Genomic DNA, 26,604 nt, shown 5'->3' on the forward strand with positions numbered 1-26,604 from the left:
ATAGAAAAATGACTACATTCGCAACAGAATGGGAAAAGCAATTAGAGCTATACCCAGAAGAATACCGAAAAGCGTACCGCCGTGTGAAAAGGGCGAGTGAAATTTTATTACGTGAACCAGAGCCACAAGTAGGATTAACGCCGAAAGAGGTTATTTGGACGAAGAATAAGACGAAGCTTTATCGCTACATTCCAAAACAAGAAAAAACACAAAGAGTTCCAATTCTATTAATATATGCTCTTATTAATAAACCATATATTATGGATTTAACTCCTGGAAATAGTTTAGTGGAATATTTAGTGGACCGTGGTTTTGATGTGTATATGCTTGATTGGGGCACATTTGGTTTAGAAGATAGTCATTTGAAATTTGATGATTTTGTGTTTGATTATATTGCAAAAGCAGTGAAAAAAGTAATGCGAACTGCAAAATCGGACGAGATTTCTTTACTTGGTTATTGCATGGGGGGAACGCTAACTTCTATTTATGCGGCACTTCATCCGCACATGCCAATTCGTAACCTAATCTTTATGACAAGTCCTTTTGATTTCTCTGAAACAGGATTATATGGTCCTTTATTAGATGAGAAATACTTCAATTTAGATAAAGCGGTTGATACATTTGGAAATATTCCGCCAGAAATGATTGATTTCGGAAACAAAATGTTAAAACCAATTACGAACTTTGTTGGTCCATATGTTGCTTTAGTAGATCGTTCAGAGAATGAGCGCTTCGTTGAAAGCTGGAGGTTAGTTCAAAAGTGGGTTGGCGATGGTATTCCGTTCCCAGGTGAATCATACAGACAGTGGATTCGTGATTTTTATCAAAACAATAAATTGGTTAAGGGTGAACTTGTGATTCGCGGACAAAAAGTAGACCTTGCAAATATTAAGGCGAATGTCTTAAATATTTCCGGGAAACGTGATCATATCGCTTTGCCATGTCAAGTAGAAGCATTACTAGACCATATTTCTAGCACAGATAAACAATATGTATGTTTACCGACAGGGCATATGTCTATCGTTTACGGTGGAACAGCTGTAAAACAAACATATCCGACGATTGGAGACTGGCTTGACGAGCGCTCTAAGTAAAAATAAAAAATCCAACTAGCATATGTTAGTTGGATTTTTTTATGTAAAATAACAAAACATAGAAAGGAGACATTTATATTTTAGGAGTATAATTATGAAACTTATGACTGGTAAGTTGTTTTGGGATACAGGAGCTTCTATGCCTTGTTATCCATCGTTAGAAAATGATATGATATGTGATGTGCTTGTAGTTGGAAGTGGCGAAGCGGGTGCTCAAATAGCGTATTCGTTAGCGAAAATGGGAATGCGCGTTACACTTATTGAAAAAAATATGATTTCATGTGGCAGTACAGCTGCTAATACAGGGTTATTACAATTTCTTCATGATAAATCGTTAACCTCACTTATCCATACATTTGGGGAAGAAAAAGGGGTGCGAGCATATAAACTTTGTTACGAAGCGTTACGAACAATGGAGAAAGTTGTACCGACTCTCGATATCAATCCCCAGTTTATTCCGCGAAACAGTTTATATTATGCAAGTAAAAGTGAAGATGTCTCATTTTTACAAGAGGAATACAAAACGTTACAGAATTATGGGTTTCCAGTTGAGTATTTTACAGCATCTGATATTAAGGAACGGTATCCTTTTACAAGACAAGCGGCATTATATACACACGGTGATGCTGAGGTAAATCCGTATTTATTAGCGCATAGCCTTTTGCATAAAGCAAATCAAATGGGTGCTACTATATATGAACATACAGAGGCCATACATATAAAAAAACGTCAAAATGATCTAATTTGTTATACGAAAACAGGAAATCAAATTGTAGCAAAGAATATTATTATGGCGACGGGTTATGAAGCACTTTTCGGAAAGAAAGAAAAAAATACAACAGTGGAAACATCATATGCAGTTGTGACAAATAAGGTGGATTCATTTGAAGACTGGCATGAGCAATCATTAATTTGGGAAACAGCAAGGCCTTATTTATATTTTCGTACGTATAGAAACCGTATTATTGTAGGCGGATTAGATGAAGCGATGCAAATTCAAACAATCGGTGATACGAAATTATTGCATAAGCGTGATATCCTTATTAACATTGTAAAAGAGATGTTCCCCCAGTATAAGAATATACAGGCAGAGTACTATTGGGCAGCAGCATTTGGCAGTAGTCAAGACGGTCTCCCAATTTTAAAAGAAGATAAAAAGATACATAATTTATTTTACGCATTGCCCTTTGGAGGTAATGGAACTGTGTATGGAATGGTATTTGCTAAAATATTTGAGCGGTTATTTACAAATAAAGAAAGTGAAGATTTTTCTTTATTTAATCGATAGAAAAAAGGTAGCGAAGTGATGGAATGAGAGATATAAAAAAGTTTTTACAAAAATTGCGTCCTGTACAACTCATTGTTTTGTTTTATTTATTAGCAGTAGTTGTATCGGTAATATTACTTAGTTTACCGTTTGTTACAAAGGCTGATGTGAAATGGACATTTATCGATGCCCTCTTTACATCTGTTAGTGCGGTAAGTGTTACGGGACTGTCTGTTGTTACGATTTCAGATACATTTACTACGGCAGGAATTATTATTTTAGCCCTTATTTTACAATTGGGCGGCTTAGGAATTATGGCGTTAGGTACATTCGTTTGGATTATAACAGGAAAAAAGATTGGTTTGCAGAGAAGAAGACTCATTATGGCAGACCATAATCAAGGGAATTTATCAGGTCTTGTAGAATTGATGCGTTCTATTTTAATTGTAATTATTTCAATAGAGCTTATTGGAGCAATATTATTAGGTACAAGATTCTTACTTTACTTTCCAACTTGGCAAGAAGCTTATTTTCACGGTTTTTTTGCAGCTGTTAGTGCAACTACGAACGGCGGATTTGATTTAACAGGACAATCGCTAATTCCGTATAAAAAAGATTACATTGTTCAAATGATTCATATGTTACTTATTATTTTAGGAGCAATCGGCTTCCCTGTATTAATGGAAGTGAAACAATTCCTTAGTAAAAGGAGACAGCAACTATTTCGTTTTTCGCTATTTACAAAATTGACGACAACAACATTTTTTGCGCTCGTGGTCGTTGGAACGATTATGATTTTTTTACTAGAACGAAATCATTTTTTAGCAGGAAAGTCATGGCATGAAACAGTTTTCTATACACTATTCCAATCTGTGACGACGCGAAGCGGGGGACTTGCTACAATGGATATACTTGAATTGTCACAACCGACGCTTTTGTTTATGAGTATATTAATGTTTATAGGAGCATCTCCAAGTTCGGTTGGGGGCGGGATACGTACAACAACATTTGCTGTTAGTATATTGTCACTATACACTTTTGCAAGAGGCGGGAGAACGGTTAGAGTCTTCAAACGTCAGCTACATGAAGAGGACGTGCTGAAAGCATCTGTCGTTATGACAATGGGGATTTTATTATGTGCCACAGCACTATTTATTTTATCTATTACGGAAAATGTACCGCTTATGAGTTTAATTGTTGAAGTCTGTTCTGCTTTCGGGACGACAGGACTATCGACAGGTATTACGCCAGATTTAACAACTGTTGGTAAACTTGTACTCATTGTACTTATGTTTATCGGGCGTGTCGGTATTTTAACATTTATACTAGCTAGTGGCGGAAGAGAACAGCCACCTCGCTATAAATATCCGAAAGAGAGAATTATTATTGGATAGTATGAAACCATTCTACCTATGTTAGGTAGAATGGTTTTTTAGTCATTAATGCCAAATTGCGGATGCATAAAAGTATCCTTCTTATTATCTCCTTCTTTTTTTAGTAACTCTTGATTTTCTTCTGAAATCCACCCGATATCATTTGTAGGATGGATCCATTCTTCTCCAGCCATAATGGCAGGATCTACATCATCACTCCAATTGTGAAGTGGACTGTTCTCGGAATCATATTTACTGTCTCCGATTACGACGTCATATTGATTGATGAAAGGTTGTTGCATTTTCTTTCCTGTTCCTTTAAAAGATGGGAAATTCATTTGATGCGGGAGCGTTTCATCTAAAATGGGTGACTGGATTTTATCTTTCTTCTTCAAAATAAGAGCTCCTTTTTATTATGATTTCTTCATATGTAGTATTTCCATCTAGCAGTTCTTATGTACTTGTTAACACTTGCCAGTAATAATTATTTTAGCTTGCTTCAAACTAGAGTAGAAAGTGAATTTTTGAGAGCAGGTGAATGTATTGGTAAAAAGAAAAGTGAAACAAAATGCGGCAATCAACAATAATAAAACTCCGAAAGAAAGCTTACCAGATGCAGAATTTGCATTAGAGTATGAAGGAGAAAATAGCGCGAAGTATGCAAATCGTAATTCAAAAAAAGGTAAACAAAAGTGAGGCGTTTTTTACAAACGCCTCATTTTTTTGTGGGATTATAAAGGTTTTTTTAATTATTTGTAAATTTAGTGTTCATTATTAGCAGAAAAATGCGAAAAAACATAGAAGTAGCAACGTATTACACAAAAACAAACAACAAACAAAAGATTAATGTTGGTTTAATACTGCTTTTACACTAGTTGTTTATATTTGAGTTGTACATAAGATTTGTAAAAGGAGAGAGAGACAGTGAAAAAAATAATCTTTAAAGCTGTAGCAACTGGAATGGTATTTTCGTTATTAATGGGGTGTGGTGCAAAGAAAGAAGAAAGTGCTGGGGCAAAAGTAAAAGATGATAAATTATCTGGATCATTAACTGTTTACACAGCAATTGAAGAAGAACTTGTACCAATTTATCTTGATTCTTTTAAAAAGAAATATCCAGATGTGAAGCTGAATATTGTTCGTGATTCAACTGGAGTTATTACAGCAAAATTGCTAGCTGAAGGGAAAAATACACAAGCAGATGTTGTATGGGGAACTGCAGCTTCAAGTCTATTAGCTTTAGATAAAAAAGATATGTTAAAAGGATACTCTCCAAAAGGAGCGGATCGCGTTTTACCGCAATTTAAAGATGATAAACAACCAGAAAAATGGGTAGGAAATACTGCATTTATGACGGGGATTGCTATAAATAAAGAAGAATTAAAGAAGAAAAATTTACCGATGCCAGAATCATACGAAGACTTAACGAAACCAGAGTATAAAGGAACGCTTGTTATGCCACATCCAGCATCTTCTGGAACAGGATTTTTAACAGTTTCTGCATGGTTACAAATTATGGGTGAAGATAAAGGCTGGGATTACATGAAGAAACTTCATGATAATATGGCAACTTATACTCATTCAGGTTCAAAACCAGCGAAATTAGCGGGTGCGGGTGAATATCCAGTTGGTGTATCGATGGTTTATAGTGCTTTGAAAGAGAAACAAAAAGGTGCACCAGTTGAAGTTGTATTGCCAAAAGAAGGATTAGGTTGGGAAGTAGAAGCGAACGCACTTATTAAAAAAGATAATGAGAAAAATGAAAAATTAGCGCAAGCATTTTTAGATTGGGCAATTACTGATGATGTAATGAAGTTATACTTCGAGAAAAATGGATTTGCGACAATTAAAAATGATTATAAACTTCCAGACGGATTCCCTAAAGATGTGACGGAAAAGTTATACAAAAAGAACGACTTTAAGTGGGCAGCAGAAAATCGAGACAAAATTTTAGAAAAATGGGAAAAAGAGTTTGGCCAAAAAGCAGAACCGAAAAAGTAAGTGAGTGGGAGAGAGAAAAAATGAGCGAATATTTATCAATTCAACACATTCAAAAACAGTTTGATGCATTTACAGCGTTAAAAGATATTTCTTTTACTGTGAAAAAAAATGAGTTTGTATGTTTATTAGGCCCAAGTGGTTGTGGGAAAACAACATTGCTTCGAATTTTAGCAGGGCTAGAAGAGGCGACAACAGGTAGTATAGCTGTGAATGGAAAAGATATTACAGCATTACCTCCTGGAAAGAGGAATTTCGGAATGGTGTTTCAATCCTATGCGTTATTTCCGAATTTAACAGCACTTGAAAACATTGAATACGGCTTAAAGACAAAAAAGTATGGAAAAGCAGAAGTAAAAGAGAAGGCGCTATCGGCGTTAGAACTAGTTGATTTACTGAATGTAAAAGATAAATATCCTGCTCAAATGTCTGGTGGACAACAGCAGCGAGTAGCACTTGCACGTGCACTCGCTCTGTCTCCGGATATTTTGTTACTCGATGAGCCGTTATCTGCTTTAGATGCAAAAGTACGTGAAAAGTTACGTAGAGAAATGCGTGATTTGCAAGAAAAAGTAGGAGTGACAACTATTATGGTCACGCATGATCAAGAAGAGGCATTAACGATGGCTGATAAAATTGTTGTAATGAATCATGCGGAAATTATGCAGATTGGCACACCAGAGGAGATTTACCAAAGACCAGCCAATCCGTTTGTGGCAGATTTTATTGGTTCTATTAATTTCTTTTCGAAAAATAACGAAGAACATGCAATTCGTCCGGAACATGTAACAGTCGTACAAAATAATGGTATGAAAACAATTGTAGAAAGCATGGAGTTTCGCGGATCTGTATACCGGACAGAAGTGCGCGTTATAGATGAGAAAACGCATCTATATAATGAGAAAATCGTTGTAGATATATTGGCATCAGAAGTAGAAAAAACAGCTATTAGGAAAGGAAAGCCGATTCAAATCTCTTTCTCAGAAAATCATATGTTGTCATATGGAAAGAAGGTTGTTGTATAGATGGAGATGTTAGAAAATTTAAAGGTAGAAAGTACGAAAAAAAAGATTAAGAGACGTATCGGTAAAGAAGAATGGATACAAAGACTATTAATTATTGGTATGATTCTTGCTTTTTTGATTATGCTTGTATTACCACTATTACAATTGTTTACACAAGCTTTTTATGATAAAGATGGAGCTTTCATTGGTGTTGCGAATTTCAGTAAATATTTCACAACCCCAACATTAGTTCAATCATTACAAAATACGATATGGATTTCGGGCGCGACAACAATTATTGCAGTGACACTTGCTTTCGCTTACGCCTATGCGATCGCTCGTACGAATGTATTTGGAAAGCGTGTATTTCAATATGTCGCGTTGTTACCGTTATTCGCACCAACGATGATGCATGGTATCGCACTTACATATTTATTTGGTAATCAAGGATTAGTAACGAAAGGGATGTTTGGTTTATTTGAAGGTATACAAATCCCTTTATATGGACCAGTAGGAATTGTAATGGCTGAAGTCATGTATACATTTCCGCAAGCATTTCTTATATTATTAATTGCTTTCCAAGGTTCTGATTATCGTTTATACGAAGCTTCTAATATGTTGGGAGCGAGTAAAACAAAGCAATTTCTCACTGTTACTTTACCTAGTGTAAAGTATGGATTAATTAGTGCGATGTTTGTTGTGTTTACACTTAGTTTTACTGATTTTGGCGCACCAAAAATTGTTGGTGGGCAATATAATGTACTTGCTACTGATGTATACAAACAAGTAATTGGACAACAAAATATGCCGATGGGTGCAACTGTCGGAATGATTTTATTAATTCCAGCTATATTTGCATTTGCAGTTGATCGCATTACGCAAAGAAAGCAGGCGAATTTCTTATCTTCCAAAGCAGTGCCATATAGAATAACGGCTAATAAGAAAAGAGATGTAGTCTCATTCATATATTGTAGTGTGATTACATTTATGATTATTCTTTTATTTGTGGCGGTTGGTATTGCTGCAAGTGTGAAAGTATGGCCATATAATATGAGTTTTACATTTGAGCATTTTAATTTTTCGAGTTTAACAGGAGATGGACTTGAAGCATTTAAAAATAGTGTGATTGTCTCAGCAGTTACAGCAGTTATTGGGGCAATTTTAACATTTATGTTCGCATATGCGATTGAGAAAATAGATCAGCTAAAGTTTTTCCGAAAAACAGGCTACTTTTTCTCGATTGTCCCTTTAGCAATCCCAGGTTTAGTACTTGGATTGGGATACGTCTTTTTCTTTAGTCAACCAACGATTCAAATACTTGGACTTTCAGTAACGAATCCGTTTCATTCTTTATACGGAACAATTGCTGTGCTAGTACTAGTAAACATCATTCATTTTTATTCGGTAACATTCGTTACCGCAACGACTGCTTTAAAGAAATTAGACCGAGAGTTTGAGCTTGTTTCGCAGTCGATGGGAATTCCGTTTTATAAAACATTCTTTAGAGTAACAGTACCGATGTGTTTACCAGCAATTTTAGAAATGGTGATGTACTATTTCGTCAATTCGATGGTAACTGTGTCAGCGGTTGTATTCTTATACGCAGCTGATTTTAAACTAGCTGCCGTATCAATCGTAAATATGGATGATGCAGGAAATGTAGCGCCAGCAGCTGCAATGAGTGTACTTATTGTTGTTACAAATATTGTAGTGAGAGTTGTATATGAATGGGGAACGAAAGCACTTCGTAACCGAACTTCACAATGGCAAAAAAGATAAGTGAGAAGGGTGATGGATTGTATGAAAATAGAAGCAGTTATTTTTGATTGGGCAGGTACGACAGTTGATTACGGATGTTTTGCACCACTGGAAGTATTCATAAAAATTTTTCGTAAACGTGGTGTTAAAATTACAGATGAAGAAGCCCGTAAACCGATGGGATTATTAAAGATCGATCATGTAAGGGCACTAACAGAAATGCCTCGTATTGCGAATGAGTGGGAGCGTGTTTTCGGACATTTACCAACAGAAGCAGACATTCACGAGATGTATGAAGAGTTTGAAGAAATACTCTTTACTATTTTGCCACAATATGCCACGCCAATTGATGGGGTGAAAGAAGTGGTTGCTTCATTACGTAAAAGAGGCCTTAAAATTGGCTCAACAACTGGTTATACGAGAGAAATGATGGACATCGTTGCAAAAGAAGCAGAAATACAAGGATATAAACCTGATGTTCTTGTGACGCCAGATGATGTTTCAGCAGGCCGTCCATACCCTTGGATGTGTTATAAAAATGCGATGGAACTTGGTGTGTATCCGATGAATCATATGATAAAAGTCGGGGACACAGTGTCAGATATGAAAGAGGGCAGAAATGCTGGTATGTGGACTGTGGGTGTAATTCTCGGTAGTAGTGAGCTCGGCTTAAGTGAGTGGGCAGCTGAAACTATGGATCCGGTAGAACTTCGTGAAAAAATGGAAGTAGTTCGAAAGCGTTTCGTTGAAAACGGGGCTCATTTTACAATTGAAACGATGCAGGGACTCGAAAACGTAATTGAACAGATCGAGAAACAAGAATTTATTATTTCATAAAAGGGGAAGAGGATCATGACTGAAAATCACTACTTATTATTAACGCCAGGACCATTAACGACAACAAAAACAGTAAAAGAAGTTATGCTATACGATTGGTGTACGTGGGATGTTGAATATAACACGATGGTGCAACAGGTAAGAGCTAAACTTGTATCGTTAGCAACGAAGGAAGAAGAGAGATATACAACAGTATTAATGCAAGGAAGCGGTACGTTTTCAGTTGAAGCAGTAATCGGTTCTGTCATTCCAAAAAACGGAAAGCTGCTTGTTTGTACAAATGGTGCGTATGGTAAGCGAATTGTACAAATGGCAGAGATGTTACATATAGATGTGGTGGTCAGTCAAACAGAAGAGTGGGAGCCTACTAATATTGTAGAAGTAGAAAAGATATTACAACAAGATAAAGAGATTACACATATTGCAGTTGTTCATTGTGAAACAACAACAGGTATTATCAATCCAATTGTAGATGTATGTAAATTAGGGAAGCAATACGGAAAAGTAACACTAGTTGATGCAATGAGTAGTTTTGGTGGTATTGAAATAGACATCGCTGAGTTGCAAATTGACTTTCTAATTAGTAGTGCGAATAAATGTATTCAAGGGGTTCCAGGGTTCGGATTTGTTATTGCAAAGCGCGATGAATTGTTGAAATGTAAAGGGCAGGCACGTTCATTATCTTTAGATTTATACGATCAATGGGAAATAATGGAAAATCAAAATGGGAAATGGCGTTTTACATCACCTACACATGTTGTACACGCTTTTTATCAAGCACTACTTGAATTAGAAAAAGAGGGCGGAGTAAAAGCACGTTACAATCGATATGATAACAATCAAAAACTATTAGTGAATCGAATGAGAGAAATCGGATTTAAGCCACTAGTAGATGAAAAATATCAATCGCCTATTATTACATCTTTCATTTATCCAGAAGAATGGTTTGATTTTGAGCAATTATACAATGAATTAAAGCGGGATGGATTTGTTATATATCCAGGTAAAATTTCAAAAGTAGATACATTCCGCATTGGAAATATCGGTGATGTACATGAGGCAGATATTCATCGCTTAGTTGATAGTATCGCTAAAGGAGTTGTTATAGGTTGAAAGTATTTTGCTTAGGTGGAGCAGGTAAAATTTGTCGTGAAGCAATTTTAGATTTAGTGCAATTTTCATCTTTTGAGACGATTACAGTAGCAGATTTTAACGAAGAAGAGGGGCTTAAAGTAGTAGAATGGCTCAACGATCCTCGCGTTGATTTTGTGAAAGTAGATGTAACGAATCATGAGGATACGGTTGCAAAAATGAAGGGCTATGACATTGTAATGGATGGTACAACAATTAAGTTAAATGGATTATCTACTCGATGTATTGCAGAAGCAGGTTGTCACGGTGTGAATTTAAATGGATTTGGTGAAGAAAATGATTCGCATTCTATATTTGTTCAAAACGGAAAAACATGTTTACCTGGGTTTGGTATGACGCCAGGTGTAACGCAAATGATGGCGATGCATGCAGCAAATCAGTTACATACTGTAGAGTCAGTTCGTGTAAGTCATGGTTCGTATCGTCCCATTGCTTTTTCTGCATCCATTACAGAAACAACGACATATGAATATGATCCACATTTGCCATCGCGTACAGTGTATGAAGATGGTGAGTTTAAGCAAGTGCCTCCGTTTGCGCGTCCAAGAGAAATTGAATTACCGGCGCCTTATGGTAAGACAACGCAGTATATCATACCGCATTCTGAAACGATTACGTTAGCAAAAGCATTAGAAAATAAAGGCGTTAAACTAATAGAGACGAGAGGAACTTGGCCAAAGCAAAATATGCAGCTCGTACGTGCATTGTATGATTACGGTATATTGCGTAATGATCCAGTTGAAATAAATGGAAAAGAAATCGGCATAATGGATTGTATTGCGAAGTATTTATTGCAATCGAAAGAAGGACAAGAAACAGAGATTTACGGTTATGCACTTCATGTAGAAGTAATAGGTATGAAAAATAATGAGAAACAAAGACGTGTATTATATCATACACACCCGTTATCTGATGGATCTGTTGTAGGATGGGAAAAATTAAGAGCTTATACGAGAAACGTCGGTATTCCATTTGGGATTGCTACAGAGCTAATCGCAAATGGGAATGTAAATAAAGTTGGTGTTGTGACACCCGAGGAAGCTTTTGTCAAACCACAAATTATTTTTGATGAACTAAAAAAGCGTGGTATTCATATTCACGAGGAAGTTTTCGTTGAAAAGGAAAGTTATAACTTTGTATAAGTAAGGCAGCGTATGAGGTAGAAATCAATGGGGTGAGGTTATGTCTGTAGTAGGTGAAGAAAGAAAGCGAACCATTCTTGAGAAGGTAGAGTTTAAAGGGAAGGTAAAAGTTTCAGAATTAGCGAGAGAGTTTGCTGTATCAACAGAGACGATTCGTCGTTATTTAGAAGAATTGGATCGTGAAAAGAAGTTGAAGAAAGTGTATGGTGGAGCCGTCCAACTTCCGGGAGCTGGAATAGAGGCACCAATGTTAGAACGAGAGATGCTACATATAGAAGAGAAGAAGCGAATTGGGTATAAAGCAGCAACATTTGTAGAAGATGGAGATGTTATTGCGATTGATGACGGAAGTACACCACTTCAAATGGTACCATATCTTGTACATCGCAAAAATTTAACGATTGTAACAAGTTCATTTCCAGTAGCAACACAATTAATTTCTTCTATTAATAAAAAGATGTTTCACGGTGAAGTTTTATTTATTGGTGGAAAAGTATCTCCAAAACATTCACGCGTATCAGGATCTATTTCGCAGCAAGTTATCCAGCAATTTCATTTTCATAAAGCATTTGTTTCGATTGATGGATTATTACCTGGTTTTGGAGTTTCTAGTTTTGAATTAGAAAAGGCTAAACTGTCAGAAGCGATGATGAAATTAGCAGAGAAAACATATATTTTATGTGATCATACAAAGGTAGGCGTAAAAGGAAATTACCGAATAGCAGCGTTTTCGCGCATTCAACATGTAATTTGTGATAAGAAAATGCCCTATAGTTTTGAAGAGGAAGTTAAAAGGCATAATATTCAATGGACAATTTGTTAAATACGTAGAACTCCCACCTGATTGTGAGGTGGGAGTTTTACTGCCTACAAATAGCGGGATAAAAGATTTGTATTTATGCAAAAAAAGTGGACACATTTTCCCATCTCTTTCATATAATTTACCAATACAAAAAAAGTTGGTCGAAGGAAAGAAGGGGAAGCATGTCAGAACGGATATATAATAAACTTGTATTGTATGCAAATATTTTGCAAAAAATTGGTGTCATCAATGAGAAGGAGAAAAATGAAATTCTTCATACGATAGGTAAAAAAGCTCTTTGAATAAAGGGCTTTTATATTTTTTGCCTTTAAAAATATAAATTTAATGTAATATTCTCGTTGACATCGATAATGATATTCATTATCATTTATTTATGAGTAATTGATAATGTTTATCAATTATAAAGATTATATATGATAGGGGATATTATTTTGAAAAAAAATTATATGAAGGCGCTAGTAGTAGCGACAACATTAGCAATTCCATTTGCTGCATACTCTACTCCAGCGTTAGCAGCAATAAAAATTGAAGCAAACCAATCGGTAGCGGCAGCTAGTGAACGTACATACGATACTGAGATTAAAATATATAAGGATCAAAAAGACGAGCCATCTATGGTTTCTCAATATATAAAAGATCCTAAAGTAACGATTGCGGATGGGAAAAAAATTGTAACTGTAACAATGCAAGATAGCGATTATTTTCAATACCTTAGAATAGAGGATAAAAACCAACCTGGCGTATTTCATGATGTAAAAGTTTTGTCAGAAGATAAGAGGAAGAATGGAACGAAAGTAGTTCAATTTGAAATTGGCGAGTTTGAGAAGAAGCACAATATGCAAATGCATATACTTATTCCGGCTATTGGATATGATCACAAATATCAAGTTCAATTTGAAATTAAAGATCCAACTGTAGGTGACAAAGAAACAGAGAAACCAGATGATAACTCTAATTCAGGCAATATGGAGACGGATTATCCAGTTGATAATCAAAATATGATAACAGATAATAAATTAAGAGAGCTTGTTAATAAAAAGGTATTTAATAGAAAAGATTTAAATACACCAATCACGAAAGAAGAGTTATTACAAGTAAAGGACTTGTTTTTAAATACGAATGAGATACTGGATTATAGTGCATTAAAATATATGCCAAATTTAAAATCTTTAACAGTTGCGAATGCGAAGATAAAAGATCCATCATTCTTTACGAGCTTAAAACAATTGAAACATTTAGCTTTACGTGGTAATGAATTTTCAGATGTAACACCACTTGTTAAGATGGATAATTTAGATTCTCTTGATTTAAGTAATAATAAAATTACGAACGTTGCACCACTAATTGAAATGAAAAATGTAAAAAGTTTATATTTATCAGGTAACCAAATAGAAGATGTAACAGCATTAGCGAAAATGGAACAACTAGATTACTTGAATTTAGCAAATAATAAAATTACGAATGTTGTGCCATTAAGCGCGTTGAAAAATGTAACATATTTAACTTTAGCAGGTAATCAAATTGAAGATATTAAACCGTTATATTCATTACCTTTAAAAGACTTAGTATTAACACGTAATAAAGTAAAAGATTTATCCGGTATTGAGCAAATGAAGCAATTAGAAGAATTGTGGATCGGGAAAAATGAAATAAAAGATGTTACTCCTCTAAGTAAGATGACACAGTTAAAACAATTACACTTACCTAACAATGAGTTAAAAGATATTACTCCATTATCAAGTCTAGTAAACTTACAAAAGCTTGATTTAGAAGCGAATTATATTTCAGACTTAACACCAGCTAGCAATTTGAAAAAGTTAGTATTCTTAAGTTTTGTTGCAAATGAAATTCGTGATGTTCGACCAGTTATAGAACTAAGTAAAACAGCCTATATCAATGTTCAAAATCAAAAAGTATTTTTAGAGGAAACAGAAGTAAATAAAGAAGTAAAAGTACCTATATACGAGAAAGATGGTAAAATCTCTACAAAAATTCGTTTAAAGAGCGAAGGTGGTACGTATAGTAATGATGCAGTTAAGTGGAGTACACCGGGTGAGAAAGTATATGAATTTGGTGTAAAAGATCCATTTGCGGATACAGGAATCTTCTTCACAGGATCTGTGATTCAAAATGTGGTAGAAAGTAAAGAAGATAACACTTCTAAAGAAGACAATAATTCTAAAGAAGATGAAAAAGTAGGAGTAGTAGAATTTAAAGATGTACCAAAAGGACATTGGTCAGAGGAAGCAATTCATTATTTAGCGAAAGAAAATATTTTTAAGGGATATGGAAATGGACAATTTGGATTTGGGGATCGTATTACTCGTGGACAAGTTGCGTCTTTAGTACAAAGGTATTTGAAATTAGAAAATAAAGTAGAGCAGAAAGAGAGATTTACAGATACGAAGGGACATATGTTTGAGCAAGATATTGCTACAGTTGCGCAAGCTGGAATTATGCAAGGAGATGGTACTGGGGAGTTTCGTCCAGATGGAGTATTAACTCGATACGAAATGTCTGTAGTATTATATAAAGTATTTCAGCTAAAAGAAGATGAAAATAATAAAGTGAACTTTAATGATGTACCAACTGGTCATTGGGCAGAAGAATATGTGAAAGCGTTAGCGGACAATAACATATCAAAAGGTGATGGAAAAGGAAACTTTTTAGGTGATGATTTTGTAACACGTGAACAATATGCACAGTTCTTATATAACGCAATGACGAAATAAAAGATGAGAAAATACGTTATTCTTTGATTGAAAAAGAATAACGTATTTTTTATGTATAAAATGAAATAGTCAATATACAGGAGTATAGACATATGAATAGCCCTTTTTAAAGAAGAGACGTGAAACTATATTGACAAAAAGGCGTTCTCATGTGATAATTCAATTAAATTTTTAGAATAATCAAAAAATACTCCTTTTACATAGAAAGGATTCGAACATTATATGAATATTACGCCGGGGGTGACGAAATGTTATTTTTTCTAAAGAAATGGAATGAATTAAAAGATGTGAAATCTGAACTAGCACTTCGTGATTGGTTTTATGGTACAAAAATTAGCTTATCACTTTGTACGTCAAAAGAGCCGTTAACTTTTTTAGTAAACGTTGAAGGAAGAGATAAAGGGTTATTTTCAGAAGAAGATTTTATTGTTGTGAACTGTATGTGTGAACCAGTATTTGAAAATGAAGAAAAACCAGCTGCGGAATCATTTATGCATGCAGATATTTATAAAAAAAGTAGTGCAGAATGTATTCTACAAGTACAGACTGTAGATAGTCATTTAATATCAGAGTTGTATGGAGAAAAAGGGGAAGTAACATTCGATAAACGTAGCGTGGAACGTGTTTTTGGAAAAGAAGGTATAACAGAAATGACAATTCCCATTGTAGAAGATGAGAAAAAATTCGCAGATTTATTAGAGAATAATGTGCCGAATTTTATTGAAGGTGGAGGAGTAGTTCTCGTTCATAATTATGGCATGATTGTGTGGGGAAGAACTCCAGAATACGCGAAAAAATGGTTGGAGGGTATAGAATATTTAATGAACTACCATGTAAAATTGTTAATGATAAAAGGTGCAAAGAGCTCTGTTATATGAAATGTTTGTGATGTCGTTACAAGTCAATAAGTAAATGAAAGCGTTTTAAAAATAATTTTACTCATAAAATATAGGTTTCCTTATTATATATAGATTACATGTTGACATGTAAGGAGGAACATATTTTGCGAGTTAAATATCATTTTCTGCCAAAACAGCAAGTAACATTTTGCAAAATGAACGATTCAGGTAAGAAGGCTCTGCAAATTATGAATGAAACGGGATTTCGAGCAATCCCTGTATTAGCAGAAGATGAAAAGAAATTCATGGGGATTATTTATAAAGTGGACCTTTTAGAAAAGAAGTGTAATGGTGGATTAGAGGAATTAAGTACGGAACATATGCTGGAAGATTCCATTGCATTTATTTTTGAAAAGGACTCTTTTTTCAGAGCATTTTATGTTATTCGTCGTTTGCCGTTTTTAGCTGTATTAAATGATTATAATGAATTTGTTGGCATCTTAACTCATTCCAATATATTTGATGTTATTGAGGATTCATTTGGTATGCGGACGGGTGGTTATATATTAACGATTGCAACACAAGATTGTAAGGGAACGATTAAAGAACTTGGGACATTGTTGAAAGCATTTCATATCGGTGGACTATTTACGCTAGATAACGGCGATCAATATATTCGCCGCGTTATTGTCAATATAACAGATGAGTTAAATGAAAAAAGATTAAAGCAATTAATCGAAAAAATAGAGAAAAAAGGATTCAGGGTGAGTCATGTAGATTATATTTAAGATGAAAAGGAAAGGGAGCAATTTGCTATATGCAGATTGCTCTCTTTTTTAGTTTGAGTCATGAATCTTATTTTGAAACAGGAGGCGGAGATAATGCTAAATCGGATAAAAAAATAAAATCTGCATGTTCACGAATTTTAGGAATAGAGGTTTCTATAACACGTGATGTAATTTCACCTGGAGGCCCAACATGTCCGATAGCTACCATAATCGGTTTTTCTTGAAGTTTTTTAATGAGTAATTGGGCTTGTTTTGAAATATGTGCCGCTGTGTACACGTCATCAAAAAATAATTGATTTTCAATAATTGGTACTCCTAATTCTTTCCCGATTTTTGGGACGACACTCTTAGGATTTGTTTTGCTATCTAAATAAAATAAACCGTGTTTTTTACAAGCTGCGAGTATAAGTCGTACAATTCTTTCGTCTGCAGTCACCTTTGATCCCATATGATTATTCATCCCAATTGCATGTGGTACTTCTTGAATCGCTTGTTCGAGTCGATTATTTATTTCTTCGTCGCTTAAATCAGTTGTAATTGCTTTTGGTCCAAGCCATTCTTTTTTACCTTTAAGCGGTTCCATTGGCATATGTATAATAACTTCGTGTCCTTTCTTATGAGCCGCTATCGCATCTTCCTTTGTGGAAGGAAGAAAAGGCATAACAGCAACAGTTAGTGGAATAGGAAGTGATAACATTTTATCAGTTCCTTTCATATTATTGCCGAAGTCATCAATGACAATAGCTACTTTATTTGTATGGGCCTTGGCCTCAACAGGAAACAAGAAGGATGGTAAAAACATAGTCAAAATAAGCAATGCAATCGTATATTTGTGCATATAAATAGTTCCTTTCTATATTATCAATCACCATTATGGTTTGCGTTTTTATATAAATTAAACAAAAAATGTCGAAGAAAAGTATATGGAAAATAGGGAATCCGCTATTTAATTGGTGTTTGTAAAAAAAGGAGATAAAAAAATTGTCTATTATTGCGAATGTATTTACAAAGATAGAATAATTTGTAATAATTCTCAAAGTGAGGGTAAAGATTTGTAAATTACAGGGAGAAAATGTTAAATTTTCTGATTCTTCAAATTCAAATATGATAAGCAGTTAAAAGTTCAATGGAGAAGTGAAGTAGAGAGCATGGAAGTATAATAAGGGGGATATGAATGTTTACTGTAAAAAGGAAGTACACATTAGAAAAGCTTTCACGTGATATTCATATGAAACGTGAAGAGATGATTCAATTAGGTTTAACGAGTGGGTTAAATAGTACGGAGACGATTCAAGTTAGTCAAGAATTGGACAAGCTTATTTTACAGTACCAGTGTTATAAAGAAAAACAAACACCAAAATGGTTATCAATTATAAAGGTACCTATTTTTCAAATTGGGTATGAAGGGAAATCAAGTAATTTTTGGCGAATGCTTGTGGCTGGTTTTATGAAATAAGTATAATTACCCTTTAGGGATAAGGATAATTATACTATGTGTAACGGAATTTCGATATGAACTGTCGTTCCTTCGTTTTCTATACTGTTAATAAAAATATGCCCGTTGTACATCTCTATAATTCGTTTACATATGACAAGTCCAAGACCTGTTCCAGTATCTTTATTAGTAAAGAACGGATGAAAGAGGTGTTTTTGAATATGTTTTGGAATCCCTTTTCCAGTATCTATAATTTGCAATTGTGCGTGTGTTTCATTGTTTGTTACGAAAATAGTTAGTGTATCGCCAGAAGTCATAGCTTCAATTGCATTTTTTGTAATGTTTAAAACCACTTGTTTCATATGGTCTTTTGAGCACCGGATATGAACAGGACGGTCTGGCAAATGTAAATGGAATACAATATTATGTAGATTCGCCTCAGATTGAATAATTAATGCTACCTCATTTAGAATGGTTCTCACATCATATGTTTGTTCAATGATTGCAGTTGGCTTTCCAAGAATAAGAAATTCACTTACAATTTCATTAATTCGTTCTATTTCTTGTTCGATGATGGAAAAATAGAACTGATCTTGTTCATCTTTATATTTCTCTTTTAATAGAGCGACGAGCCCTTTAATTCCGGTAAGTGGATTACGGATTTCGTGGGCGGTACTAGCTGCAAAAGTTCCAACTAATTCAATTTTTTGTAGTTCATTTTGTTGTCTTTCTAGTTTTGTTTGTCGTTTTAACAACATATATTGAGCGAGTAAAAATAAAATTGACATTAAAAATAAAGTAGCTATACATTCTACGGCAACCCACTGGTTTAAAGTTTTTTGATGAATAGGTAACGGAGAAACAGAGACCTTCCAATCTAATCTTTGGAGTGGAGTAGTAAGCATATTAGAATGTGCATCACTTGTTTCGTTATTATCATCGGTTAGAAAAACTACATCATACTTATCAGTTACTTCAAAATGGTATTGTGGCTTAATGGCATTTAAAGATGATGAAATGTAGTCAAAGCGTAAACTTGCTAACAATAAGCCTGAGAGCTCCTTCTGTTTATTAAAAATGGGGGAAGCAATCATAATAGCTTGATGGCCAAGAACACGATCTGTAATGACGGATGATACAGTTGTTTTCTTAGTTTGTAATGCGTTTTGAATATATTTACGATCTGAGACATCAACAGGTGGTCGGTCACCTTCCGATGCGATTGTAATGATACCTTCTGGTGTAGCGTAATATAGACCAGAAAAACGTGCATCGTTTCCATCTGTATCATGTACAATTTCTTTCATCCCATTCATATTTCCAGTCTCGGTTCCTACGACCTTTGCGAGCATTTCTAGGGCAGAAATTGCTTCGCCAAGGTGGTAATCTAAATAGTCTCTATATAAAAAGAGGACCGTATGGGCAACTTGTTTATTTTCTTGTTTCATTTTATACGAATGATATGAATAAAATGTAGCACCAATCCCTGTTGTTGGTAGGATAACAAGCAATATATATAAAACTATGCTGTGGAATTTGAACTTCAAATTTGGTACTCCTTCTTTTTTATTATCATTATATATAAACTATGTTAAAATTGTCATGTTTTTATTCAAGAATCATTCATAATATATTTGGGGAGAGATAATGAATGAGTGAATACTCATTCGGAATTTATATGAAGTACTATTTTGTTCTTTTTATTATTGAGAATTTAAGTGAAGGGTTGAAAGTTGTATGACATCAAATAATGAACGAGAAGATATTTCTCAATCTTTAAAAGTATTTATTGCATTATCTCGTGTACATCGTTCTGTTATGGATACGACAAATAAGTCTATACAAAGTAACGGTTTAAATCCAACTGAGTTTGCTGTATTAGAACTGCTATATCATAAAGGCGGTCAACCACTTCAGCAAATTGGTGAGCGTATTTTAATAGCTAGTGGTAGCATTACATATGTTGTAGATAAGTTAGAGAAAAAGGGACTAGTAAAGAGAATTCCATGCCCGAATGACCGACGTGTTATTTATGCACAATTAACTGAATCTGGAGAGAACTTTATTTCTTCTATTTTTCCAGGGCATGAGCAAGTTATTCATCAGTCTTTTGAAATGTTAACGAAAGAGGAAAAGGAAGAATTACTGGATCTATTAAAAAAGATTGGAAAGTATGAAAAGTAATAATATGTTCCAAAGGAGCTTTGGATAAAGAAATCCAAAGCTTTTTTGTTTACATGTAATGATGGCAGTATATGCCGTATTTTGTTGAAGAATAAGAGGAGATTTGGAAGTAAGTATTGAATTATAGTAAAGGATGCATTTAATGGAGAGGAGGCTCGTTCATGTCATTTAAAGACTATGAATATAAAAGGCCAAATATTGAAGAATTAAAAGAGAAATTTACAGCTGCTTTAGAGAGGTTTGATAACGCAAAAACTGTAGAGGAACAAAAACAAGTTATTCATTCAATTAACGAAATTCGTAACGATTTTGGTACAATGGGGAATCTTTGTTACATTCGTCATTCTGTTGATACAACAGATGCTTTTTATAAGAAAGAGCAAGATTTCTTTGATGAATTCTCTCCAGTTGTACAAGGATATGGTACAAAGTATTATAATGCGTTAATTCATTCTCCATTCCGTGAAGAATTAGAAGCGTATTATGGGAAGCAATTATTTGCTCTTGCGGAGTGTGATTTAAAAACATATTCTGATGAAGTCGTGAAGGATTTACAATTAGAGAATAAATTATCTTCACAATATACACAATTATTAGCATCTGCAAAAATTAATTTTGCAGGAGAAGAAAGAACGTTATCACAGCTTATTCCATTTATGCAAGGGAAAGAAAGAAGTGAACGTAAAGCAGCAAGTGAGGCGTATTACGGATTTTTAGCTGAGAATGAAGAAGAGTTAGATCGTATTTATGACGAGCTTGTTAAAGTAAGAACAAAAATCGCCAAATCTTTAGGTTTCAAAAACTTTGTTGAACTTGGATATGCAAGAATGTACCGTACAGATTATAATGCGGAAATGGTAGCGAATTATCGTCAGCAAGTGCTAGATTATATCGTTCCCGTCACAACGGAATTAAGAAAACGCCAACAAGCACGTATCGGTGTAGAGAAGTTAGCGTATTACGACGAAAACTTTGAATTTCCGACAGGTAATCCAACTCCTAAAGGAGATGCGGATTGGATTGTTAATCATGGGAAAACGATGTATAAAGAGTTATCGGCTGAAACAGATGAATTTTTCAATTTCATGTTAGATAATGATTTATTAGATTTAGTTGCAAAAAAAGGAAAAGCTGGCGGTGGATATTGTACATATATTGAGAATTATAAAGCGCCGTTTATCTTCTCAAACTTTAACGGAACATCTGGTGATATTGATGTATTAACACATGAGGCAGGCCATGCTTTCCAAGTATATGAAAGTCGTAAATTTGAAATTCCAGAATATAATTGGCCAACATATGAAGCGTGTGAAATTCACTCTATGAGTATGGAATTCTTCACATGGCCATGGATGAAGTTATTCTTTGAAGAAGATGCAGATAAATATTACTTCTCTCACTTAAGTTCAGCACTTCTGTTTTTACCGTATGGTGTATCTGTTGATGAATATCAACATTATGTATATGAAAATCCTGAAGCATCACCAGAAGAGCGTAAGACAGCATGGCGTAATATAGAGAAAAAGTATTTACCGCATCGTGATTATGAAGATAATGATTATTTAGAGCGCGGTGGATTCTGGCAACGTCAAGGACATATTTATAGCTCGCCGTTCTACTATATTGACTACACGTTAGCACAAATTTGTGCACTGCAATTTTGGAAACGTGCAAGAGATAATAGACAAGAGGCGTGGGAAGATTATGTGAATCTGTGCCAACAAGGTGGAAGTAAATCATTCTTGGAATTAGTAGAAGTTGCAAATTTAACATCACCATTTGCTGAAGGCTGTGTGAAAAGTGTTATTACAGAAATTGAAGCATGGCTACAAGCAATTGACGACACAAAATTGTAAAAAACATGCGCTTTTTTTCACATGTTTAACATCGACATAATGAGAAAATGATGAGATAATAAAAGAAAATTCAGAATACTAAAGAGGTGTTTCTAATAAGGGGCACCTCTTTTCACCAACAAAAGGGGGGAAAAGAAGTATGCTTCAATCTAATATGGATGTGAGTTTAGAAAGTTTGGTGAGCTCATTACAGTCTACCCGAAGCACGCTATTGTCAGAAATTGAAATGTTAAATGATACAGAAGTGAATGTAAAGCCACGTCGTGATAAATGGAGTATTATTCAAATTTTGCATCACTTGCATTTAGTTGAACAATCTGTCACGTCTGCCCTTGTATATGCCTTACAAAAAAATGAAAGAAACATGACTCCATTTAAAGACCTCCAACTTACGCTGGATCGCACACATAAACGAGAAGCTCCTCAGCAAATGAAACCAACAGAAACGCTAATGAAAAAACAGCAAGGAATCCAATTACTAGAACATTCACGACAAGAACTATTACATGCGCTTCATAGCGTTATAGATGAAAAAGACCTATTTGAAAATGGGTTAAAGCATCCTGTTTTTAATGATTTGAATTTGTATCAGTGGGTTCAATTTCTTGATTTGCATGAACAAAGACATCTTACGCAGTTAAAAGAAGCGAAACACGCAATTTTACAGCGATAATTAGGAAGAAGTGGGAGACCACTTCTTTTTCATATGTGCATAGTTTTTCTTCTTATTTTGGAATACTACAGAGAGAAAGAAAAGAAGGAGTTGAAAAGTATGTCCAAGAAAAAGAAAGAAGAAGAGCGCGCATGGAAAGCGCGTAAAGAAAATCAAAAACCACATGGCAAAGTGAAAGCTTTTGCTGAATTAGTTGAAGGAACAGAAAAAACGTGATGAGTATTTCATCACGTTTTTTGTATGAGTGGAAAAGTTAATAAGAAAGTTGTACCAGTACCTTTTTCGCTTATAATATCAATTTTTCCATTCATAGCTTGAACAACGCTGAATACGACCATCATTCCAAGACCAGTACCTTTTTCTTTTGTTGAGTAGAAAGGGGATCCAAGACGTTTTACTTGTTCTTGATCCATACCAACTCCTGTATCTTTTATATATAATTGAATATGCTTATGATCAGGAACTAATGTGAAATAAAGATCACCGCCTTTTGGCATGGCCTCAATGCAGTTTTTTAAAATATTTAACAAACATTGATTTAGTTTTTGTTTTTCTCCCGCGATAAAAAAAGAAGTACTTTGCTTTATATAATGTGTACGCACATTTGTTAAATTAGCAAGCGGTGTAATTAACGATAATGCATGCAGTAGTTCTTCTTCTAACTGTAATGTTTGTTCTTTTTCAATACTTGGTTTTGCAAAGGTTAAATAATCTGTAAGAACGTGATTTGCTTGTTCGATTCCGTTGATGGCTATGTCAATATATAAATTTCGCTCCTCCTCAGTGCATGTATTTGATTGTAAAAGTTGCAAAAATCCTTTCGTTGAAGTTAATGGATTGCGAATCTCATGAGAGATGGACGCTGCCATTTCGCCAATTAAATGAAATTTTTCAGCATTCATAAGTTCGTTTTGGAGACGAACTTGAGTTTGTAATATGTGTAGTAAATATAAAATAAGAATCGTACCAAGTATCGTACATAACTCATACACAATAATATGTGGTATATAATCAGTCTTATTTGTAACCTTTGAAAGGAAGAAAGGTATCCAACTCAATCCGTATGTGAGACTGTATATAATAGCGAGTGTTATTTTTATACGATTAGAAGTTCGATTGAAAAATTTATATGTAAATAGTAGAACAATAAATAGAAGGATAGAACCGATAAGCGATGGGAAAACACCTATTCCTCCTAATAAGAAGCGATATATATTTAATACAACTAATATTGATCCACCAGCAATAGGACCTCCGGTTAATGTACCGACAACTAATACGATATGACGCATATCAAATTGAAATCCATAATTTGTTTTTGCTGCGAAAGTGATACATAGTATAGTAACGAGGCAGCATAATACAATAAATATAGCTGAATTTAATTTAGGAGAGCGTTTCCCTTTTTGATTCCAAAATAAATGGTATACGAGCATTGTAACAAGGATGAATAATATATTTAGAAAGAGATAAATAATAAAGGATTTCAGTGGGATGCCTCCTCTCTTCTTATATTAAATTAATCATACTATAAAATGAAAGAAATGAAATGAGAAATAGCGGAAAAATCAGAAATTTTTTCTGGTAGTATACAATATGTTACAATAAGCTTTGTCAATGAAAGAAGGAATTCCGTGCAATGCGCGGGAGAGGTTCGCGAACTCCCTCTATAAAAAACTATGGAAACAACAATATCTTTAGGTATTGTTTTGTTTTTTTATTGTGACAGTTCAAGAACGTTCTTTCTTCTTATTCGTAGTAGAGAAGGAGAATGAGTGAAATGAAAAAAGAAAAGGCAGTTGTTGTTTTTAGTGGAGGACAAGATAGTACGACATGTTTATTTTGGGCAATAGAGCAGTTTGCAGAAGTAGAGGCTGTAACGTTTAATTACAATCAACGTCATAAGCTAGAGATTGATTGTGCAGCGGAAATTGCAAAAGAGCTAGGAATTAAACATACAGTACTAGATATGAGTCTATTAAATCAACTTGCTCCAAATGCGTTAACGAGAACGGATATGGAGATTACACATGAAGAAGGTGAATTACCATCGACGTTTGTAGATGGACGAAATTTACTGTTCTTATCATTTGCTGCTGTATTAGCAAAACAAGTTGGAGCACGTCATATTGTAACGGGTGTATGTGAAACTGATTTTAGTGGTTATCCAGATTGCCGTGACGTGTTTGTGAAATCGTTAAACGTTACTTTAAATTTATCTATGGATTATCCGTTTGTAATTCATACACCACTTATGTGGATTGATAAAGCGGAAACATGGAAATTATCAGATGAACTTGGAGCATTCGAGTTTGTTCGAGAAAAAACATTAACATGTTATAACGGAATCATTGGTGATGGTTGCGGTGAATGTCCAGCATGTCAACTTCGTAAAGCAGGATTAGATACGTACCTAAAAGAACGCGAAGGAGCGAGTAACTAATGGATAATTTCTTTGGATTTCGCATCGTAGAAAATTTGCAAAAAATGGACAAGGATATTCAGCGTAAACAGCTCAAATATCATAATAAAAGAGTAATGGTCAGCAAGGAATTTACATTTGATGCAGCACACCATTTACACTGTTATGAAGGGAAATGTAAAAACTTACATGGTCACACATATAAAGTTGTATTTGGGATTAGTGGATATGTAAATGAAATAGGTCTTGCAATTGACTTTGGAGATATAAAAGAAATTTGGAAGAATGAAATAGAAATTTATTTAGATCATCGTTATTTAAACGAAACGTTACCAGCGATGAATACAACTGCTGAAAATATGGTCGTTTGGATTTATGAAAAGATGGCAGAGGCGTTAACAAAAGATAATCGTGCGAACGAATATAAAGGAGCTCGTGTTGAATTTGTTCGTCTGTTTGAGACGCCAACTAGTTATGCGGAAGTAAGACGGGAGTGGATGCTCGATGAGTAAAATTCCGGTCTTAGAAATATTTGGTCCGACTATTCAAGGTGAAGGAATGGTTGTAGGACAAAAGACGATGTTTATCCGTACAGCTGGCTGTGATTATAGCTGCGCTTGGTGTGATTCTGCTTTTACGTGGGATGGATCGGCTAAAGATCAAATTAGACAGATGACAGCAGAAGACGTTTGGAATGAGCTTGTAGAAATTGGTGGCGAAAATTTTTCTCATGTTACAATTTCAGGTGGAAATCCGGCATTGTTGAAAAATATTGAGTTTCTCCTTTCTATATTAAAAGAGAATGGAATGCGAACGGCAATCGAAACGCAAGGGAGTAAATGGCAAGATTGGTTACTTCAAATTGATGAAATAACGATTTCTCCAAAACCACCAAGTTCGACAATGAAAACTGATTTTCAGAAGTTAGATGCTATGATTCAGAAACTATCAGGAAAAGATATTAGTTTAAAGGTAGTAGTATTTGACGATTATGATTTCGAGTATGCAGTTAAGATGCACGAACGTTATCCAGATGTACCATTTTTCTTACAAGTAGGGAATGATGATACAAAAACTGTGGATGATACGATGTTGATTAAAAAGTTATTAGATAAGTATGAGTGGCTTATTGAAAAAGCGGTTAACCGTAAAGAAATGAATAATGCAAAAGTATTGCCGCAGCTTCATGCGTTAGTATGGGGAAATAAACGCGGAGTATAATGAGAA

26 protein-coding genes and 1 riboswitch are annotated in these 26,604 nt (G+C 34.6%); of the genes, 22 read left to right on the forward strand and 4 right to left on the reverse strand.

Features of this window, described 5'->3' with window-relative positions; all coding sequences use genetic code 11:
• The first annotated feature begins 8 nt into the window (after positions 1-8).
• From phaC to MR070_RS17320, 3 genes are all read left to right on the forward strand, one after another.
• Complete coding sequence (phaC, locus tag MR070_RS17310; protein WP_000206335.1) at positions 9-1,094, forward strand: class III poly(R)-hydroxyalkanoic acid synthase subunit PhaC; 1,086 nt, start codon at positions 9-11, stop codon at positions 1,092-1,094.
• A 94-nt stretch (positions 1,095-1,188) separates the two neighbouring features.
• A complete protein-coding gene (locus tag MR070_RS17315; RefSeq protein WP_242261699.1) occupies positions 1,189-2,382 on the forward strand; it encodes an NAD(P)/FAD-dependent oxidoreductase in 1,194 nt (397 codons plus the stop codon).
• 23 nt (positions 2,383-2,405) lie between these two features.
• Positions 2,406-3,755 carry a TrkH family potassium uptake protein gene (locus MR070_RS17320; RefSeq protein ID WP_001204696.1) on the forward strand — a complete coding sequence of 450 codons (1,350 nt, stop codon included), beginning with the start codon at positions 2,406-2,408 and terminating at the stop codon, positions 3,753-3,755.
• 38 nt (positions 3,756-3,793) lie between these two features.
• Here MR070_RS17320 and MR070_RS17325 read toward each other — a convergent pair whose 3' ends face one another.
• The gene (locus MR070_RS17325) at positions 3,794-4,129 is read right to left on the reverse strand and encodes a DUF3905 domain-containing protein (protein ID WP_000725962.1); all 336 of its coding nucleotides are present in this window, start codon (positions 4,127-4,129) and stop codon (positions 3,794-3,796) included.
• A gap of 148 nt (positions 4,130-4,277) precedes the next feature.
• Between MR070_RS17325 and MR070_RS17330 the strand changes: the two genes are divergently transcribed.
• The 11 genes from MR070_RS17330 to cbpA all read left to right on the forward strand — a co-directional run bounded on the left by MR070_RS17330 (position 4,278) and on the right by cbpA (position 16,807).
• Complete coding sequence (locus MR070_RS17330) at positions 4,278-4,430, forward strand: hypothetical protein (RefSeq protein ID WP_000240799.1); 153 nt, start codon at positions 4,278-4,280, stop codon at positions 4,428-4,430.
• A gap of 228 nt (positions 4,431-4,658) precedes the next feature.
• Positions 4,659-5,735 carry a putative 2-aminoethylphosphonate ABC transporter substrate-binding protein gene (locus MR070_RS17335; RefSeq protein ID WP_242261700.1) on the forward strand — a complete coding sequence of 359 codons (1,077 nt, stop codon included), beginning with the start codon at positions 4,659-4,661 and terminating at the stop codon, positions 5,733-5,735.
• Positions 5,736-5,755: 20 nt separating this feature from the next.
• A complete protein-coding gene (locus MR070_RS17340; RefSeq protein ID WP_000006186.1) occupies positions 5,756-6,757 on the forward strand; it encodes a putative 2-aminoethylphosphonate ABC transporter ATP-binding protein in 1,002 nt (333 codons plus the stop codon).
• Positions 6,758-8,515: a putative 2-aminoethylphosphonate ABC transporter permease subunit gene (locus MR070_RS17345; protein WP_000425510.1), complete on the forward strand. Its 1,758-nt coding sequence runs from the start codon at positions 6,758-6,760 to the stop codon at positions 8,513-8,515.
• 21 nt (positions 8,516-8,536) lie between these two features.
• Positions 8,537-9,331 carry a phosphonoacetaldehyde hydrolase gene (phnX, locus tag MR070_RS17350; RefSeq protein ID WP_242261701.1) on the forward strand — a complete coding sequence of 265 codons (795 nt, stop codon included), beginning with the start codon at positions 8,537-8,539 and terminating at the stop codon, positions 9,329-9,331.
• Between the two features lie 15 nt (positions 9,332-9,346).
• Positions 9,347-10,444 (forward strand): 2-aminoethylphosphonate--pyruvate transaminase, encoded by a 1,098-nt coding sequence (gene phnW, locus MR070_RS17355; RefSeq protein ID WP_242261702.1) that lies wholly within the window; start codon positions 9,347-9,349, stop codon positions 10,442-10,444.
• Positions 10,441-11,625 carry a saccharopine dehydrogenase family protein gene (locus MR070_RS17360; protein ID WP_000862149.1) on the forward strand — a complete coding sequence of 395 codons (1,185 nt, stop codon included), beginning with the start codon at positions 10,441-10,443 and terminating at the stop codon, positions 11,623-11,625. Before phnW ends, MR070_RS17360 begins: the two co-directional genes overlap by 4 nt.
• Positions 11,626-11,665: 40 nt before the next feature.
• Positions 11,666-12,448, forward strand: a complete 783-nt coding sequence (locus MR070_RS17365) for a DeoR/GlpR family DNA-binding transcription regulator (protein WP_000117662.1) — start codon at positions 11,666-11,668, stop codon at positions 12,446-12,448.
• 413 nt (positions 12,449-12,861) lie between these two features.
• The gene (locus MR070_RS17370; protein ID WP_080559651.1) at positions 12,862-15,180 is read left to right on the forward strand and encodes an NEAT domain-containing leucine-rich repeat protein; all 2,319 of its coding nucleotides are present in this window, start codon (positions 12,862-12,864) and stop codon (positions 15,178-15,180) included.
• Positions 15,181-15,428: 248 nt separating this feature from the next.
• On the forward strand, positions 15,429-16,058 hold the full coding sequence (locus MR070_RS17375) for a class II aldolase/adducin family protein (RefSeq protein ID WP_000895996.1): 630 nt from the start codon (positions 15,429-15,431) through the stop codon (positions 16,056-16,058).
• A 125-nt stretch (positions 16,059-16,183) separates the two neighbouring features.
• The gene (gene cbpA, locus MR070_RS17380) at positions 16,184-16,807 is read left to right on the forward strand and encodes a cyclic di-AMP binding protein CbpA (RefSeq protein ID WP_242261703.1); all 624 of its coding nucleotides are present in this window, start codon (positions 16,184-16,186) and stop codon (positions 16,805-16,807) included.
• Between the two features lie 67 nt (positions 16,808-16,874).
• On the opposite strand, the gene MR070_RS17385 is transcribed toward cbpA, so the two are convergent.
• Positions 16,875-17,645: a divergent polysaccharide deacetylase family protein gene (locus MR070_RS17385; protein ID WP_000549804.1), complete on the reverse strand. Its 771-nt coding sequence runs from the start codon at positions 17,643-17,645 to the stop codon at positions 16,875-16,877.
• A 336-nt stretch (positions 17,646-17,981) separates the two neighbouring features.
• Here MR070_RS17385 and MR070_RS17390 point away from each other — a divergent pair, with 336 nt between their 5' ends.
• A complete protein-coding gene (locus MR070_RS17390) occupies positions 17,982-18,263 on the forward strand; it encodes an aspartyl-phosphate phosphatase Spo0E family protein (RefSeq protein ID WP_000495540.1) in 282 nt (93 codons plus the stop codon).
• A gap of 29 nt (positions 18,264-18,292) precedes the next feature.
• Here the strand turns inward: MR070_RS17390 and MR070_RS17395 are convergent, their stop codons facing one another.
• Positions 18,293-19,789: a DUF3149 domain-containing protein gene (locus MR070_RS17395; protein WP_242261704.1), complete on the reverse strand. Its 1,497-nt coding sequence runs from the start codon at positions 19,787-19,789 to the stop codon at positions 18,293-18,295.
• Positions 19,790-19,979: 190 nt separating this feature from the next.
• On the opposite strand from MR070_RS17395, the gene MR070_RS17400 reads away from it, so the two are divergent.
• The 4 genes from MR070_RS17400 (at position 19,980) to MR070_RS17415 (ending at position 23,171) form a co-directional block, all read left to right on the forward strand.
• Positions 19,980-20,426, forward strand: coding sequence for a MarR family winged helix-turn-helix transcriptional regulator (locus MR070_RS17400; protein WP_000203342.1), 447 nt, complete (start codon positions 19,980-19,982; stop codon positions 20,424-20,426).
• Between the two features lie 161 nt (positions 20,427-20,587).
• Positions 20,588-22,282, forward strand: a complete 1,695-nt coding sequence (locus tag MR070_RS17405) for a M3 family oligoendopeptidase (RefSeq protein ID WP_138322280.1) — start codon at positions 20,588-20,590, stop codon at positions 22,280-22,282.
• A 139-nt stretch (positions 22,283-22,421) separates the two neighbouring features.
• On the forward strand, positions 22,422-22,955 hold the full coding sequence (locus tag MR070_RS17410; protein WP_044792817.1) for a DinB family protein: 534 nt from the start codon (positions 22,422-22,424) through the stop codon (positions 22,953-22,955).
• A 99-nt stretch (positions 22,956-23,054) separates the two neighbouring features.
• Positions 23,055-23,171 carry a DUF6254 family protein gene (locus tag MR070_RS17415; RefSeq protein ID WP_000038254.1) on the forward strand — a complete coding sequence of 39 codons (117 nt, stop codon included), beginning with the start codon at positions 23,055-23,057 and terminating at the stop codon, positions 23,169-23,171.
• 11 nt (positions 23,172-23,182) lie between these two features.
• On the opposite strand, the gene kinB is transcribed toward MR070_RS17415, so the two are convergent.
• Complete coding sequence (gene kinB, locus MR070_RS17420) at positions 23,183-24,391, reverse strand: sporulation sensor histidine kinase KinB (protein ID WP_138322279.1); 1,209 nt, start codon at positions 24,389-24,391, stop codon at positions 23,183-23,185.
• 207 nt (positions 24,392-24,598) lie between these two features.
• A riboswitch (PreQ1 riboswitch) is annotated at positions 24,599-24,642 on the forward strand.
• 93 nt (positions 24,643-24,735) lie between these two features.
• On the opposite strand from kinB, the gene queC reads away from it, so the two are divergent.
• Genes queC through queE form a run of 3 tightly spaced genes read left to right on the forward strand, consistent with a single transcriptional unit; the run spans position 24,736 to position 26,598 of the window.
• Positions 24,736-25,398 carry a 7-cyano-7-deazaguanine synthase QueC gene (gene queC, locus MR070_RS17425; RefSeq protein ID WP_242261705.1) on the forward strand — a complete coding sequence of 221 codons (663 nt, stop codon included), beginning with the start codon at positions 24,736-24,738 and terminating at the stop codon, positions 25,396-25,398.
• The gene (queD, locus tag MR070_RS17430; protein ID WP_000368412.1) at positions 25,398-25,889 is read left to right on the forward strand and encodes a 6-carboxytetrahydropterin synthase QueD; all 492 of its coding nucleotides are present in this window, start codon (positions 25,398-25,400) and stop codon (positions 25,887-25,889) included. Before queC ends, queD begins: the two co-directional genes overlap by 1 nt.
• Positions 25,882-26,598, forward strand: coding sequence for a 7-carboxy-7-deazaguanine synthase QueE (queE, locus tag MR070_RS17435; protein WP_000036280.1), 717 nt, complete (start codon positions 25,882-25,884; stop codon positions 26,596-26,598). The genes queD and queE overlap by 8 nt, the downstream gene beginning before the upstream one ends.
• Positions 26,599-26,604 lie beyond the last annotated feature (6 nt).

It is taken from the genome of Bacillus cereus group sp. BfR-BA-01453, assembly GCF_022662915.1.
GTDB lineage: Bacteria > Bacillota > Bacilli > Bacillales > Bacillaceae_G > Bacillus_A > Bacillus_A paranthracis.

Coding starts and splice junctions, on each gene's coding strand:
- kinB (WP_138322279.1), bottom strand. CDS start 24,391: ATGCTCGTATACCATTTATTTTGGAATCAAAAAGGGAAACGCTCTCCT.
- MR070_RS17400 (WP_000203342.1), top strand. CDS start 19,980: ATGACATCAAATAATGAACGAGAAGATATTTCTCAATCTTTAAAAGTA.
- MR070_RS17410 (WP_044792817.1), top strand. CDS start 22,422: ATGCTTCAATCTAATATGGATGTGAGTTTAGAAAGTTTGGTGAGCTCA.
- MR070_RS17405 (WP_138322280.1), top strand. CDS start 20,588: ATGTCATTTAAAGACTATGAATATAAAAGGCCAAATATTGAAGAATTA.
- queC (WP_242261705.1), top strand. CDS start 24,736: ATGAAAAAAGAAAAGGCAGTTGTTGTTTTTAGTGGAGGACAAGATAGT.
- phnW (WP_242261702.1), top strand. CDS start 9,347: ATGACTGAAAATCACTACTTATTATTAACGCCAGGACCATTAACGACA.
- MR070_RS17365 (WP_000117662.1), top strand. CDS start 11,666: ATGTCTGTAGTAGGTGAAGAAAGAAAGCGAACCATTCTTGAGAAGGTA.
- MR070_RS17315 (WP_242261699.1), top strand. CDS start 1,189: ATGAAACTTATGACTGGTAAGTTGTTTTGGGATACAGGAGCTTCTATG.
- MR070_RS17370 (WP_080559651.1), top strand. CDS start 12,862: ATGATAGGGGATATTATTTTGAAAAAAAATTATATGAAGGCGCTAGTA.
- MR070_RS17320 (WP_001204696.1), top strand. CDS start 2,406: ATGAGAGATATAAAAAAGTTTTTACAAAAATTGCGTCCTGTACAACTC.
- MR070_RS17340 (WP_000006186.1), top strand. CDS start 5,756: ATGAGCGAATATTTATCAATTCAACACATTCAAAAACAGTTTGATGCA.
- MR070_RS17415 (WP_000038254.1), top strand. CDS start 23,055: ATGTCCAAGAAAAAGAAAGAAGAAGAGCGCGCATGGAAAGCGCGTAAA.
- phnX (WP_242261701.1), top strand. CDS start 8,537: ATGAAAATAGAAGCAGTTATTTTTGATTGGGCAGGTACGACAGTTGAT.
- MR070_RS17345 (WP_000425510.1), top strand. CDS start 6,758: ATGGAGATGTTAGAAAATTTAAAGGTAGAAAGTACGAAAAAAAAGATT.
- queE (WP_000036280.1), top strand. CDS start 25,882: ATGAGTAAAATTCCGGTCTTAGAAATATTTGGTCCGACTATTCAAGGT.
- phaC (WP_000206335.1), top strand. CDS start 9: ATGACTACATTCGCAACAGAATGGGAAAAGCAATTAGAGCTATACCCA.
- MR070_RS17375 (WP_000895996.1), top strand. CDS start 15,429: ATGTTATTTTTTCTAAAGAAATGGAATGAATTAAAAGATGTGAAATCT.
- MR070_RS17390 (WP_000495540.1), top strand. CDS start 17,982: ATGTTTACTGTAAAAAGGAAGTACACATTAGAAAAGCTTTCACGTGAT.
- MR070_RS17385 (WP_000549804.1), bottom strand. CDS start 17,645: ATGCACAAATATACGATTGCATTGCTTATTTTGACTATGTTTTTACCA.
- queD (WP_000368412.1), top strand. CDS start 25,398: ATGGATAATTTCTTTGGATTTCGCATCGTAGAAAATTTGCAAAAAATG.